Raw genomic sequence first — 13567 nt, 5'->3', positions numbered from 1 at the left:
ACATCCTCGTGGGTCGTGGCGAACGGAAAAGTGGGGGATGCGACCAGTCTACGCCGGTCCCTGCGGGGACTTCCGGGAGAACGCCTCCAGGCGCTCTTCCGGGGTCAACGCCGCCATCCGGGCGATCCACTCCTCCGAGAAGTAGTCGCCGGTCGGCGCGTCGACCACCGGGACGACCGTGTGCGTGAGGGTCTCCGGCCGCACGTGCACGAGCTGGAAGGCCTGGGCGGCGTCCATGCCGTTCACCTCCGCCGCCGGACGGGCGACGTTCATCGTGTAGCAGGTCGCGGACGCCACGCTCACCGGGACGCCGGCGAACAGACCGTGTGCGGAGTAGTGCAGGTGGCCGGCGAGGATGCCGCGGACGTCGGTGCCGCGGATGACGGCGGCGAGCTCGTCCTGATGACGGAGCTCGAGAATGTCGAACAGCGGCAGATGGCTGGGCAGCGGCGGATGATGCATCGCCAGGATCGTGCCGTGCGGCGCGGGCTCGGCGAGGACCTCGGCGAGCCACGCGAGCTGGGCCGGATCGAGGTCGCCGTGGTGCCAGCCCGGAACGCTGGTGTCGAGGGCCACGAGGCGCAACCCGTCGAGATCCCACACCCCGGTGACCGGCTCCTCGGTGGGCTCGGCGTCGAGGAGGACCTCGCGCAGCGCCGGGCGATCGTCGTGGTTGCCCGCGACCCAGACCACGGGTGCGCCGAGTTCGGCGGCGACCGGCTCGATCGCGGCGCGGAGCCGGCGGTACGCATCCGGCTCGCCGAGGTCGGCGAGGTCCCCGGTGATCACGATGGCGGCGGGAGCGGGATGCACGGCGCGGATCGCCTCGAGCGTCCGCGCGAACGTGCGCTCGACGTCGTACCGTCCCCCCAGCGCGGCACCGCCGGCCAGGAAGTGCGGGTCGCTGACATGGATCAGGACGTGGGAGGCGGGGGCGTACCGGCCGAAGACCGGGGGCGTTCCGTTGAGTGCGGACATGCCCTCAGCCTAGGGGCGGGCGCCGACGCTCCTCCTTGGCGCGCCGGACGCTCAGTGTCCGACGACGATGAGCAGGATGCCGGCGATGACCGCGGCCCCGCAGAGCACGAAGCAGCCGTAGGCGCCCACGAGGGCGAGGGTCTTCTGCCCTTCGGTGAGCGGGCTCTTCCTCGCCGCCTTCGCCGCCTGCTTGGCGGCCCGCTTGAGCTCCTTCTCGGAGATCACCGTGATGGCGTCGGTGAACTCCGCGGGGCTCACGACGGGCGCTCGCCCGCTGCGCACGAGCAGACGCAGACCCAGGGCGTAGAAGGTGACGATGGCGGCGGCGCCGATGAGCGCGGCGGCGAACACCTGCAGAAAGGCGATCCAGTCGATCGTGACGTTCATGCCGAGTCCCCGTTCTGCGACGTATCGGACGAGGAGACGCTGCCGGTCTTCGCGGCCTTCGCGTCGGCCTTGGCCTTGGCCTTCTTCTTCGCCTTGTCCTTGGCCTCGGCCTTCGCCTTCTCCTTGGCCTCGGCGCGGGCCTTCGCCTCGGCCTTCGCCTGGGCGATGCGCTGCTGACGACGCGTGGGGGGCGGGGTGTCGGGGACCTCGACGGCGAGGTGGGACTCGGCGACGTCGCTCATGGCATTGGCCGGCGTGACGGCGTTCCTCCGGGAACGCATGTACAGCCCGAGGATGATCACCACGGCGAGCACGGCGTCGATGGCCACGCCCCAGGGACCGAGCCAGACGACGAGCAGCGCCGCCAGGGCGCCGACGCCTCCGGCTGCGGGCAGTGTCAGCAGCCAGCCGACGCCGATGCGGCCGGCCGTCCGCCAGCGGACCGTCGAGCCGCGGCGACCGAGACCCGATCCGATGACCGATCCCGAGGCCACCTGCGTGGTGGAGAGGGCGAAGCCGAGGGCGCTGGAGGCGAGGATCGTCGCTGCCGTCGAGCTCTCGGCCGCGAAGCCCTGTGCCGGCTTGACGTCGGTCAGGCCCTTGCCCAGCGTGCGGATGATGCGCCAGCCACCGAGATACGTGCCGAGGGCGATCGTGAAGGCACAGGCGACGATGACCCAGAGTTCGGGCTCATGGTGCGCACCGGACTGCCAGCCGATCGTGATCATCGCGAGGGTGATGACACCCATCGTCTTCTGCGCGTCGTTGGTGCCGTGCGCCAGGGCGACGAGAGAGGACGTGAAGATCTGCCCCCAGCGGAAGCCGTCGCGCCCGTCGGGCTTGCCGTCATAACGACGGGTGACCGAGTAGGCGATCTTCGTCGCGACGTACGCGATGATGCCGGCAGTGATCGGGGCGATGAGAGCGGGGAGGACGATCTTGGACAGCACGGCGCCGAAATCGATGCCCCCGAGGCCGGCACCCACGAGCGTCGCGCCGATCAGACCGCCGAAGAGGGCGTGGGAGGAGCTGGACGGAAGGCCGAGCAGCCAGGTCAGCATGTTCCAGGTGATCGCGCCGATGAGTCCAGCGAAGATCAGCGAGAGGAACAGCTCCGCCCCTGCGGCGATGATCGCATCCTCCTGGATGATGCCGCCGGAGATGGTCTTGGACACCTCCGTCGACAGGAAGGCGCCGACGAGGTTCAGCAGGGCGGCCAGGAGAACCGCGGTCTTGGGCTTGAGCGCCCCGGTCGCGATGGGCGTCGCCATCGCGTTCGCGGTGTCGTGAAACCCGTTCGTGAAATCGAAGAAGAGTGCCAGCGCGATGACGAGCACGACGATGAGGGCTGCGGTTTCCACCGTTCGCTTTCGGTCTTGAGGAAGAGGGAGATGTCGACGGGATCGACGTGACGAACGAAGAGTTCACCGTGGGTTTGACTTCCGTTTACCGGCCCCGGTAAATCCTGCCACCGTCCCCCGTGCCGGTCAACTCGACCTGGGATAGCGTGGGACGGTGACTGACGCCCCGATCGCCGCCCGCCTTTCCACCCTCCGCACGCACCACGGCGACACGGTCGACGACCCGTACGAGTGGTTGCGCGCGAAGGACTCCCCCGAGGTCATCGCACACCTGGAGGCGGAGAACGCGCACACCGAGGCCGAGACCGCACACCTAGCCGATCTGCGGGAGACGCTGTTCCAGGAGATCAAGGGCCGGGTCCAGGAGACGGACCTCTCCGTGCCGACGCGACGCGGAGACTGGTGGTACTACAGCCGCACCGAGGAGGGTGCGCAGTACGGTATCCACTGCCGCGCCGCCGCCGTCGAAGGCGACTGGACGCCGCCGCGCCTCGAGCCGGGGGTGCCGGTGCCCGGCGAGGTGGTGCTGCTGGACGGCAACGTCGAGGCGGAGGGGCACGAGTTCTTCTCGCTCGGCGCGTTCGACACCTCCGACGATGCGACGAAGCTGCTGTGGTCGACCGATTTCGAGGGCGACGAGCTCTACACCGTGCGCGTCCGCGACCTGGAGACGGGCGTCACCCTCGACGACGAGATCCCGAACACCGGGGGCGCGTTCTTCACCCCGGACGGCACCGGCATCCTCTACACGACCCGCGACGACGCCTGGCGTCCGGACACCCTGTGGCTGCACCGGCTCGGGACCCCGGTGTCGGACGACATCACGCTCTTCCACGAGCCCGACGAGAAGTTCTGGCTCGGCGCCGGGATCACTCGCAGTCGTCGCTACCTCGTGATCGGGGTGGGCTCCAGCGTCACGAGTGAGGAGTACCTCGTCGATCTCGCGGGCGACATCACCGCGGAGCCGCGCACGGTGTGGCCGCGACGCGAAGGCGTGGAGTACTCGCTCGAGCACGCGGTGGTCGACGGCGAGGACCGGCTCCTCATCCTGCACAACGACGACGCCCTCGACTTCGAGCTCGTCTCCGTGGCGGCGGACGACCCGCAGGGCGAGCGCCGCGTCGTCGTCGCGCATCAGCCGGGACGACGACTGCTCGGGGTGGACGCGTTCCGCGACTTCGCCACGGTGGAGTACCGCAGCGAGGGCCTCGAACGCGTCGGACTGCTGGACTACGCGACAAACGCGGTGGAGGAGCTGCGGTTCGACGAGCCGCTCTACTCCGCGGGTGTCAGCGGTAACCCGGAGTGGCACTCTCCCTTCCTGCGTCTCGGCTACACGTCGTTCGTCACGCCGGGCACGGTCTATGAGCTCGACCTCGCGACGCGGGAGCTCGTGCTGCGCAAGCAGGTCACGGTACTCGGCGACTACAACCCCGCCGACTACGGACAGCGGCGGGAATGGGCCACGGCGGAGGACGGCACGCGCGTGCCGATCTCGCTCGTCTGGAAGCGCTCCTTCGGAGAGCCCGGCGCGACCGCGCGTCCCGTCCACCTCTACGGCTACGGCTCGTACGAGCACTCGATCGACCCGGGCTTCTCCGTCGCCCGACTCTCGGAACTGGATCGCGGAGTCGTCTTCGCCGTGGCGCATGTGCGCGGCGGCGGCGAGATGGGCCGGCAGTGGTACGAGGAGGGCAAGCTCCTGCACAAGCGAAACACCTTCACGGACTTCGTCGCCTGCGCCCGGCACCTCGTCGAAGAGGGCACGACGACCCCGGCCCAGCTCGTCGCGGAAGGCGGGAGCGCGGGCGGTCTGCTGATGGGCGCGGTAGCCAACCTCGCTCCGGAGCTGTTCGCCGGGATCCTCGCGGGAGTGCCGTTCGTCGACGCGTTGACCACGATCCTCGACCCCTCGCTCCCCCTCACGGTGATCGAGTGGGACGAGTGGGGCGACCCGCTGCACGACCCCGAGGTCTACGCCTACATGAAGTCGTACACGCCGTACGAGAACGTGCGCGACGGCGTGGAGTACCCGAGGATCCTCGCGGTGACCTCGCTGAACGACACCCGCGTGCTCTACGTGGAGCCGGCGAAGTGGGTCGCCCGGCTGCGAGAGGCCGGCGCGAAGGATGTGCTGCTCAAGTGCGAGATGGTCGCGGGGCACGGGGGCGTGAGCGGACGATACAACTCCTGGCGCGAGCGCGCGTTCGAGCTCGCCTGGCTGCTCGACACCCTCCACCTCGCCTGACCCGCGGCATCAGGCCCTCGCGCGGCATCAGGCGCGAGTGGTTCTCCCTGCCTGATCTCGCGCGCACGCCTGTGCTCACGCGTCCTGCGTCGGCTCAGGCTTCCGCGCGGCCTCAGGCAAGCGCGCGACATCAGTCGCGAGGGGCTGTCGCTGCCTGATCCCGGCGACTTGTGGTGACCACACGCGACCACTGGTTCTGCACAGGGCAAGGATCCCGCGAAGCTCATCCCCATGCATGGTGCGGCGGTGAAGGGGGCCGGGCGAGTGCTCAGGGTGGAGGGGTGAGACGCACAAGGGTCGAGAGCTGGGTTCGAGAGCAGGGGGGATCCGCGCATTCGTCGCGCGTACGTGAGGCGGGTTTCACCGAATACCAGATGCGTCGCGCGGTGCAGGAAGGCACACTCGAGCGCGTGCGCCGGTCGTGGCTCCTCATCCCCGATGTCGATCCACGGCGCCGGGCGGCTGCTTCGGTTGGCGGGAGAGTCACCTGTGTGAGCGCTGCGGCTCTCGCCGGATGGTGGGATGTCGGGGCCACGGACGTACACGTCGCCCTCCCCCGTACCGCTTCTCGGTTCGACCGCCGCGGCGTCCAGGTGCACTGCGCCCAGGGACCTGTGCCGACGCATCCGCGCGCGGCGGTCGATCCCGTCCTGAATGTCCTCTTCCAGGTCGCGCGATGTCGGGCGCCGGTCGAGGCCCGCGCGATCTGGGAATCCGCCATCCGCCACGGGGCGGTGGAGCTGGATACGCTCGCGCGGGTGCGATGGCGATGCGACGCCGCGAAACGCCTCGCTCGAACCGTCCGCGGCCGGTCCGACTCCGGCCCCGAGACGGTCTTCATCGAACGGATGCGCGCGATCGGCATCGACGTGCGACAGCAGGTGTGGGTGGACGGCCATCCGCTCGACGGTGTCATCGGCGAACGGCTCGCGATCCAGATCGACGGCTTCCGCCACCACAGCGCTGCGGCCGACCGGCGACGAGACCTCGCTGCCGACGCGAGGCTCGCCCTCCGCGGCTACACCGTCCTGCGCTTCGACTACCACCAGGTCATGGTCGACGACAGTCATGTCGAGGACACCGTCCTAGCCGCGCTCGCGCAGGGCCTCCATCGCGCGAGCCGTCCGGCGGCTCGCTGGTAGCAGATCGAGCACAAGCCCAGGCACTCGCGCGAGTTCAGGCGACAAAGACAGCAGGATGCCTGAGGCCACGCGAGGGCCTCACACAGCGCGGGCCGTGAGAACAGGCGGCCGCGCGGACACAGGCTCTCACGGGAGTTCAGGCACGAAAGACAGCACGATGCCTGAAGCCACGCGTCAGCCTGAAGCTGCGCGGCCTGAGCGGTCAGCCTGAAGCCGGGAGGCGGTCAGCCGAAGAGGGCGGCGGCCTCGTCGTAGCGGTAGCGGGGCACCGTGTTGAGCTCACCGAGAGCATCGGCGAACGGAACGCGGACGATGTCGGTGCCCTGCATCGCGACCATCTGCCCCCAGGCGCCGTCGACGATAGCGTCCGCGGCGTGCAGTCCCAGCCGAGTCGCGAGGACGCGATCGAACGCCGACGGCGAGCCGCCGCGCTGGATGTGCCCGAGGATCGTGGCGCGCGTCTCGATGCCCGTGATCCGCTCGATCTCGGGGGCGAGCAGGTCGCCGATGCCGCCGAGCCGCGGGCGGTTGAACGCATCCAGACCCTTGTCGCTGTAGGCCTCGTCCATGCCGGCGAGCTTGAAGCCCTCGGAGACGACGACGAGCGGTGCGCGACCGCGATCGTGGGCGCTCGTGACCAGAGCGGTGATCTCGTCCAGCGACATCGGCACCTCGGGGATGCAGATGACGTGCGCACCGGCGGCCATGCCTGCGTGCAGGGCGATCCAGCCGACGTGACGACCCATGACCTCGGCGACCATGCAGCGCTGGTGGGAGTCGCCGGTAGTGCGGAGCCGGTCCATGGCGTCCGTGGCGATGTTCACGGCGGTGTCGAAGCCGAACGAGTAGTCGGTGGCACGGAGGTCGTTGTCGATCGTCTTCGGGACGCCGAGCACCTTGATGCCGTCCTTCGCGAGGCGGTCCGCCGCGGCGAGGGTCCCTTCGCCGCCGATGGCGACGATGCCGTCGATCTTGTGCCCGTAGAGGGTCTTCGCGATGTTGTCCGCACCTCCGCGCTCCCCCTCGTACGGGTTGGTGCGGGATGTGCCGAGGATCGTGCCGCCCACCTTGGACAGGCCCTTCACCTCATGCCGCGTCAGGGGCATGAAGTCGCCCTCGACGACGCCGCGCCACCCGTCACGGATGCCGACGAACTCGAGGTCGTAGGTCGTGGTGCCCTTGAGCACGATGCCGCGGATGACCGCGTTGAGTCCGGGGCAGTCGCCGCCGCTCGTCAGGATGCCGATCTTCATGCTGCTGCCTTCGGAGGTCGAGGGATGGGGGTGAGGCGACAGTGCCTGCGATCGACACTAGCGCGCCGCCCCCTCGCGTGGCCATTCGAGCGCGTCGAAAACCGGCGATCTTGACGGCCACGACGAGCGATTCCGTCGAAGTTCGCGCCGCGACAGGATGTCGCGGGCGGAACGACGTTAAGAAGCCGCGTTCTTGACGCCGTCTCAGCGGCCGCCCAGAGCCTCGCGAAGAAGATGCATGAGCGCCGCCAGCTGCACCGACTCGCTCGCCGCCTCCTCCGTCGCCTCGCCGTCCAGAGCGCGGGCCGCAAGGCCCTGCTTCTGGTCGATGAGCTCCGCGATCTTCGTGTCGATCGTGTGGGCGGCGATGATCCGCCACGCCGTGACCGGCTCGTCCTGCCCGATGCGGTGCACACGGTCGATGGCCTGCGTCTGCTCGGCCGCCGTCCACGACAGCTCCGCGAGGACGACGTTCGACGCCGCCTGCAGGTTGAGTCCGACGCCGGCCGCCGTGAGCGAGCACACCGCGATGCCGACCTCGGGGTCGCCGTTGAAATCGTCGATGGCCTGCTGCCGCGCCGTGCTCGTCTGGTCACCGCGGATGGATACCGCGCGGATGCCCGCCGAGGCGAAGTGCGCCTCCGCCTGGTCCATGACGTCGATGTGCTTCGCGAAGAACACGACCTTGCCGACCGACCGCTGCAGCTGCGCGGCGTAGTCGGCCGCCAGGAGGGCTTTGGCCTGGCCGATGCGGCGCACCATGGTGAAGACGTTGTCTCCCCCGGTCCCAGCGGCCTTCGACTCCTCGAGCTCGTTCTGCGCCACGAGGCGGACGATGTCGTCGTCGATCTCTCCCGGCGCGAGTCCTCGGTCGCCCCGCGCCTCGATGATGCGACGGTAGCGGGCGGCCAGCCGCTCCCCCAGTTCGCGCTCGGCCTGGCGGATGCTGCGGCCGAACTCGTCGTCGAGCTGCACCGGCAGATCGGCGACGAGCTTGTCGGGCAGGTCGGCGGCGACGTCCTTCTTCTTCCGTCGCACGATCCCCATCGAGATCACCGCGTCGCGGGCTTCCGGGTAGAAGGCCTTGTCCGCCGGCGTGAGTCCCGTCGCGTCGAGCTTCTCCATGAGCTCGGGTCCGGGCTTCTCCCCATTCGTCCAGCCGAGGAAACGCCAGATGGCGTCGAAGTCCTCGACGTCGTTGATGAGCGGGGTACCCGTGAGGGCGAGCATGAGCGGATCATGCCCCGGGGTGCGCTCGCGCACCTGCGCCGCGAGCGACAGCACGTTCTGGGAACGCTGCGACGAGAGGTTCTTGATGAAGTGCGCCTCGTCGACGACCATGCCGCGCAGGCCGATCGACGCGAGCCACGACATGTGACGGTCGAGGATCTCGTAGTTGACGATGAACACGTCGGCGAAGGCGTCGATGTCGTCGCCGTCGCCCTGGATGACCGTGGCACGACGCTGCGGCGTCCACCGCTCGACCTCGCGCGCCCAGTTCATCTTCACGACGTTGGGCACGACGACGAGCAGCGGATAGGCGCCGGCGACGGAGGCCGCGAGCACCGACTGCGCCGTCTTGCCGAGGCCCGGCTCGTCGGCGAGCAGGAAGCTGCGGTGGCCGGCGCGCACAGCCTCGAGGAAACGCGACTGGTGCACCATGACCTCGCGCCCCTTGGGCGAGATGTGGTCGAACTCCGGGGCCGGCGGAAGCTCCATCGAGGCCGCCGCACCGCCCGCGCCGGTCTCGAAGGCCTTGTACAGCGGCCCCATGAGCTCCCAGCCATCGAGGCGGCGGCGGGGCGTGCTGGCCGGTCGCGGGGTCAGGTCTGGCGCGAGGAACGGGTTGGCCAGCTGACGGGCCTCCACCGAGGGCGGGGTGACCTGACGCTCCGCGATGGCCGCGGGCACCACGGGCGTCTGCACGGGCGCAGGGTCGGCGATGATGAGCTCCTCCGGCGGGAGCTCCGCGCCGGACTCGAGCAGCCAGTCCCGCCGCATCCGCTTCGCAACGGGCGACGTGGCCTGGTCTGCTTCGAGCAGCTGGATGAGCGAGGTGTCCCGTGCGGCCGTCTTCGCGAGGATCGTCGCGACGCCGTCGAGGCGCTTGAGCAGCTCGGCACGGGCCGCGTCGGTGATCTCGGGATCGGCCTTCACGCGGGCGCGCTCCTCGCGCACCAGGAAGGCGATCACCTGGAACTTCGTGCGGTTCGTGGGGCCCAGCTTGCCGCGCTGGGACTTCGCCTCGATCTCGCGCACCTTGCGCGCGAGGATCGGGATGAGCGGTGCCTCGTCGTCGCGACGGGACGTCTTCTTACGCCGCGGGGCGGCGGTTGCCGTGGTCGGCATGCTCCTCCTGAGCCTGAAGGGCTCCGGCGCCTCCGGGGAGCCGCGAGCCGTTCTCGTCGTCCGCGTGTGGCGTGAGCCAGGACCGTGCGGACTGTGGATCGGTGTTTCCCTCCGGAGCACGCGATGAGTGCGGGACCGGCGGGAGCCTGATCCCATTCTATGTCATCGCGAGCACCGGCCGCAGGAACGCGGCGCCGTCGTGTTACGCGGACACGTCCAGGATGGTCGCGGCCTGCGTCACATCGGCGGCCATCTGGGTCATCAGCTTCTCGATGCCCTCGAAGGCGACCATGCCGCGCAGCCGCGCGACGAACTCCACCGTCACGTCGTGACCGTAGAGATCGAGTCCGGTCTCCCCGAGCACGTGCGCCTCGACCTGCCGCACGAGCACGTCGTCGAACGTCGGGTTCGTGCCCACCGAGATCGCCGACGGATGCCGGATGCCCGTGTCGTGGTCGACGAGCCAGCCGGCGTAGACGCCGTCGGCCGGCACGAACGCATCGACGATCGTGGAGAGGTTGGCAGTCGGGAACCCGAGCTCGCGTCCGCGCTTCAGCCCGTGGACGACGACGCCGCGCACGTCGGGATATCGCCCGAGGGCGCGAGTCGCCTCCACGACATCGCCGGCCATCAGGAGCTCGCGGATCCAACTCGACGAGACCCGGCGGCTCGACCCCGGAAGGTAGACGTCGTCGACGACCTCGACGGTGAAGCCGTACCGGGGACCGAGATCGCGCAACAGGTCGGGGGTGCCCGCGCCCCGGTGTCCGAAGCGGAAGTCGGCGCCCACGAGGACGGTGGACACGTGCAGCGCGCCGACGAGGATATCGGCGACGAAGTCCTCCGCGCTGAGGGCCGCAAGCGTCTCGTCGAAGGTCAGCACGAGGGTCGCGTCGAGCCCGAGCTCGCCCAGGAGCTCCAGCTTGCGGTCGACGGTCACGACGTTCTCGGGACACCGGTCGGGGCGGATCACGGCGAGGGGGTTGCGGTCGAACGTGACGGCGACGGCCCGGCTCCCCGAGGCCGCGGCAGCCTCCTCCAGGCGGCGGATGACGGCGCGGTGCCCCTCGTGCACGCCGTCGAACTTGCCGATGGCGACGACGCTGGGCCCGAAGTCCTCCGGCACCTCGTCCGGACTCCGGAACACGATCACGCGGCGACCTCGACCGGACGCGCGGCGTCGACGGGCCGGTGCGTGCGCAGCCACCAGATCCCGAAGATCGGAAGGACCAGGGGGATGAAGAGGTATCCGCGCCCGAACAGCGACCAGACGGTCTCGTGCTGGAAGAGGTCGGGCAGGACGAGGCTGAGCGCGCCGACGACCAGCACACCGGTGAGCTCGAACACGATCGCCACCCACGCGACGGTGTACCAGCCGCGACGACGCGCGAAGACGAGCGCGAGCGTCGCCAGGACGTACACGACCGCGGCGAGCGCCGAGAGGCTGTAGGCCAACGGGGCCTCGTCGAACCGACGGACGATCTGCACGAAGCTGCGCCCGGTGGCCGCCAGCGCCATCACGGCGTAGACGATCACCAGGACACGACCGATACCGGTCATCCGAGTGGAGGGGGCGGTGGAGCTCATAGCGCATTCCATCCTAGAGCCGAGTGGGCTCCGCGGCGTCCGCTCCGGGTGCTCCTCAGGCGACCTGCACGGTCCAGATGACCTGCATGCGCCAGAGCATGATCGCGATCGCGAGGGCGGCCACGCCGAGGACGACCGTGCTCCACCGGCTGCGTTCCATGAGGGCCCAGAGCACCGCGCCCACGGGCAGCAGGGCCGCCGAGACGAGATACACCCAGAGCTCCAGCAGGTCCCCGGTGGGTGGGTTCCCCACGAGCGGCGCGACGATGGCGACGACGATCTGCACGATCAGCAGCACCTCGACGAGAGCGAGCGCTCCGACGGAGAAGTCGCTGGGGCGCCGACCGGCGAATCCCGCGCCGAGGCAGAAGAGCCCCGCGGCGAGGGCGACGACGATCTGGACGATCGTGAACCACAGGATCATCGGGAGACCTCCGGCATGTTCATGGCACTCTTCACATCGGCGCCGCGCTTCTCGACGATCCCCACCAGGCCGCCGTCGTCTTCGATGGCGGCCGCGAGCGGGCCGTCCAGCCGCGCAGCGACGCCGGCCAATCGCTTGCCGTGTCGCAGATCACGCGCCTCCTCCGCCGAGACGCGGAGGACGGGGAGGACGCGGCCGGCAGCCTCGCCGGGGGTGAGCACGGGGGCGCCCTCCAGGGCGTCGATCGTCACGGCGTCTCGCAGGGCGAATGGGCCGACGCGGGTGCGGCGGAGGGCGGTCAGGTGACCACCCACGCCGAGGGCGGCGCCCAGATCGCGGGCCAGCGAGCGGATGTACGTTCCGGACGAGCAGTCCACGACGACATCGAGGTCGATCGCGTGGTCGTCGCGACGTCGCGCGACGACGTCGAACCGGGAGACGACGACATCCCGCGGTTCGAGGACGACCTCCTCGCCCGCACGGACACGATCGTAGGCGCGGCGGCCGTCGACCTTGATGGCCGACACCGCACTGGGGACCTGGGAGATCGCCCCCGTGAGCGCGGCCACTCCCCTGTCGATCGTCGCGTCCGCGATCGCAGCGAGGGCATCGGGATCCGCGCGGCGCAGTGTCTCCCCCTCGGCGTCGTCGGTGGACGTGACGGCACCGAGCCGGATGGTCGCCTCGTAGGTCTTGTCCGCTCCCACGATGTAGGTGAGGAGGCGGGTCGCGCCCTCGATGCCGATGACGAGCAGTCCGGTGGCCATCGGGTCGAGGGTCCCGGCGTGACCGACCTTGCGGGTCCCGAAAGCCCGTCGGGTGCGGGCGACCACGTCGTGACTGGTCAGCCCGCCGGGCTTGTCGACGAGGAGGATGCCGGGGGTCGCCATCCCTCCAGCCTACCGAGACCGGGAGCGGTACCCGCTCGCCTAGGGTGGAGGGATGGCCGCGCCCGCACCGTCCCCCGCGACGATGACGCCCCTGCCCGGCTGGTATGCCGAACACGCCCGCGACCTCCCCTGGCGCCGTCCGGACTTCCACGCCGCCTTCGGCGCCTGGGGCGTGCTGGTGAGCGAGTTCATGCTGCAGCAGACGCCCGTGAGCCGCGTGATCCCGCACCTCGACGCGTGGCTGACGCGGTGGCCCACACCCCGCGCGATGGCGGCCGCGTCTCCGGCGGAGGTCGTGCAGCAATGGGCGAACCTCGGCTATCCACGGCGCGCCCTGTGGCTGCACCGTGCGGCCGTCGAGGTGGTCGAGCGCCACGGCGGCGTCGTGCCGCGTGACGTCGACGCCCTCCTCGCCCTCTCCGGGATCGGCGACTACACCGCCCGTGCGGTGGCCGTGTTCGCCTACGGCGACCGTCATCCCGTCGTCGACACCAACACCCGGCGCGTGCTGGCCCGGGCGATCGAGGGACGAGCGCAACCGGGGTCTCCCTCCCGCCGCGACCTCGCGCTCATGGCCGCGATACTCCCCGAGGACCCCGTCGCCGCATCCGTCATCAACGCCGCGGCGATGGAACTCGGTGCGACGGTCTGCACCTCCCGGGCACCGCAGTGCGAGCGCTGCCCGCTGGCGGAGGCCTGCGCCTGGCTCGCGGCCGGACGGCCCGACACCGGGGATGGGAGGCGACGACAGGCCGCGTACGAGGGATCAGACCGGCAGGCCCGCGGCGCCGTGCTCCGGCTCCTGCGTGCTGCCCCCGCCGCGGTCCCGCTCACCGCCGTCCTCCCGGACTGGCCCGACGCGCATCAGCGGGATCGAGCGATCGGCTCCCTCATCGCCGACGGGCTCGCGGAAGCCGACGGGGAGGGCCTCTCCCTGCCACGGTGAGC

12 protein-coding genes are annotated in these 13567 nt (G+C 70.2%); 3 read left to right on the top strand and 9 right to left on the bottom strand.

Translation table 11 applies throughout. The features are described 5' to 3' along the window. Nucleotides 1–48 precede the first annotated feature (48 nt). The 3 genes from B2W79_RS16795 to B2W79_RS16785 are packed head-to-tail and all read right to left on the bottom strand — an operon-like array spanning nucleotide 49 to nucleotide 2726. The gene (locus B2W79_RS16795) at nucleotides 49–978 is read right to left on the bottom strand and encodes a phosphodiesterase (protein ID WP_292791538.1); all 930 of its coding nucleotides are present in this window, start codon (nucleotides 976–978) and stop codon (nucleotides 49–51) included. Nucleotides 979–1029: 51 nt separating this feature from the next. Then, entirely contained in the window at nucleotides 1030–1365 is a 336-nt protein-coding gene (locus tag B2W79_RS16790) for a hypothetical protein (RefSeq protein ID WP_025103191.1), read from the bottom strand. Continuing rightward, nucleotides 1362–2726, bottom strand: coding sequence for an inorganic phosphate transporter (locus B2W79_RS16785; protein ID WP_292791535.1), 1365 nt, complete (start codon nucleotides 2724–2726; stop codon nucleotides 1362–1364). Before B2W79_RS16785 ends, B2W79_RS16790 begins: the two co-directional genes overlap by 4 nt. A gap of 154 nt (nucleotides 2727–2880) precedes the next feature. On the opposite strand from B2W79_RS16785, the gene B2W79_RS16780 reads away from it, so the two are divergent. Both B2W79_RS16780 and B2W79_RS16775 read left to right on the top strand, forming a co-directional pair. Further along, entirely contained in the window at nucleotides 2881–4974 is a 2094-nt protein-coding gene (locus tag B2W79_RS16780; protein WP_292791533.1) for a S9 family peptidase, read from the top strand. Between the two features lie 491 nt (nucleotides 4975–5465). Further along, the gene (locus B2W79_RS16775) at nucleotides 5466–6116 is read left to right on the top strand and encodes an endonuclease domain-containing protein (RefSeq protein ID WP_292791531.1); all 651 of its coding nucleotides are present in this window, start codon (nucleotides 5466–5468) and stop codon (nucleotides 6114–6116) included. Between the two features lie 224 nt (nucleotides 6117–6340). Here B2W79_RS16775 and B2W79_RS16770 read toward each other — a convergent pair whose 3' ends face one another. The 6 genes from B2W79_RS16770 to truB form a co-directional block, all read right to left on the bottom strand. Beyond that, nucleotides 6341–7369, bottom strand: coding sequence for a 6-phosphofructokinase (locus B2W79_RS16770; protein ID WP_025103187.1), 1029 nt, complete (start codon nucleotides 7367–7369; stop codon nucleotides 6341–6343). Nucleotides 7370–7573: 204 nt separating this feature from the next. Further along, a complete protein-coding gene (locus B2W79_RS16765) occupies nucleotides 7574–9718 on the bottom strand; it encodes a DEAD/DEAH box helicase (protein ID WP_071328399.1) in 2145 nt (714 codons plus the stop codon). 202 nt (nucleotides 9719–9920) lie between these two features. Next, nucleotides 9921–10871 (bottom strand): bifunctional riboflavin kinase/FAD synthetase, encoded by a 951-nt coding sequence (locus tag B2W79_RS16760; protein WP_071328398.1) that lies wholly within the window; start codon nucleotides 10869–10871, stop codon nucleotides 9921–9923. Continuing rightward, nucleotides 10868–11305: a hypothetical protein gene (locus B2W79_RS16755; RefSeq protein ID WP_292791527.1), complete on the bottom strand. Its 438-nt coding sequence runs from the start codon at nucleotides 11303–11305 to the stop codon at nucleotides 10868–10870. The genes B2W79_RS16760 and B2W79_RS16755 overlap by 4 nt, the downstream gene beginning before the upstream one ends. A gap of 55 nt (nucleotides 11306–11360) precedes the next feature. Then, nucleotides 11361–11729, bottom strand: a complete 369-nt coding sequence (locus tag B2W79_RS16750; protein ID WP_071328396.1) for a hypothetical protein — start codon at nucleotides 11727–11729, stop codon at nucleotides 11361–11363. After that, nucleotides 11726–12619, bottom strand: coding sequence for a tRNA pseudouridine(55) synthase TruB (gene truB, locus B2W79_RS16745; protein WP_292791524.1), 894 nt, complete (start codon nucleotides 12617–12619; stop codon nucleotides 11726–11728). Before truB ends, B2W79_RS16750 begins: the two co-directional genes overlap by 4 nt. 52 nt (nucleotides 12620–12671) lie before the next feature. On the opposite strand from truB, the gene B2W79_RS16740 reads away from it, so the two are divergent. Continuing rightward, entirely contained in the window at nucleotides 12672–13565 is an 894-nt protein-coding gene (locus B2W79_RS16740) for an A/G-specific adenine glycosylase (protein ID WP_396654716.1), read from the top strand. The last annotated feature ends 2 nt before the right edge of the window (nucleotides 13566–13567 follow it).

This window comes from Microbacterium sp. UBA7513 (genome assembly GCF_002478345.1).
GTDB lineage: Bacteria > Actinomycetota > Actinomycetes > Actinomycetales > Microbacteriaceae > Microbacterium.
Note: the sequence above shows the minus strand (reverse complement) of the source record. Positions and strands in the feature narration are given on the sequence as shown.

What these genes read in the sequence shown, in the direction of transcription:
- B2W79_RS16795 (WP_292791538.1), bottom strand. Translation starts at nt 978, where the DNA reads ATGTCCGCACTCAACGGAACGCCCCCGGTCTTCGGCCGGTACGCCCCC.
- B2W79_RS16790 (WP_025103191.1), bottom strand. Translation starts at nt 1,365, where the DNA reads ATGAACGTCACGATCGACTGGATCGCCTTTCTGCAGGTGTTCGCCGCC.
- B2W79_RS16770 (WP_025103187.1), bottom strand. Translation starts at nt 7,369, where the DNA reads ATGAAGATCGGCATCCTGACGAGCGGCGGCGACTGCCCCGGACTCAAC.
- B2W79_RS16765 (WP_071328399.1), bottom strand. Translation starts at nt 9,718, where the DNA reads ATGCCGACCACGGCAACCGCCGCCCCGCGGCGTAAGAAGACGTCCCGT.
- B2W79_RS16755 (WP_292791527.1), bottom strand. Translation starts at nt 11,305, where the DNA reads ATGAGCTCCACCGCCCCCTCCACTCGGATGACCGGTATCGGTCGTGTC.
- B2W79_RS16750 (WP_071328396.1), bottom strand. Translation starts at nt 11,729, where the DNA reads ATGATCCTGTGGTTCACGATCGTCCAGATCGTCGTCGCCCTCGCCGCG.
- truB (WP_292791524.1), bottom strand. Translation starts at nt 12,619, where the DNA reads ATGGCGACCCCCGGCATCCTCCTCGTCGACAAGCCCGGCGGGCTGACC.
- B2W79_RS16740 (WP_396654716.1), top strand. Translation starts at nt 12,672, where the DNA reads ATGGCCGCGCCCGCACCGTCCCCCGCGACGATGACGCCCCTGCCCGGC.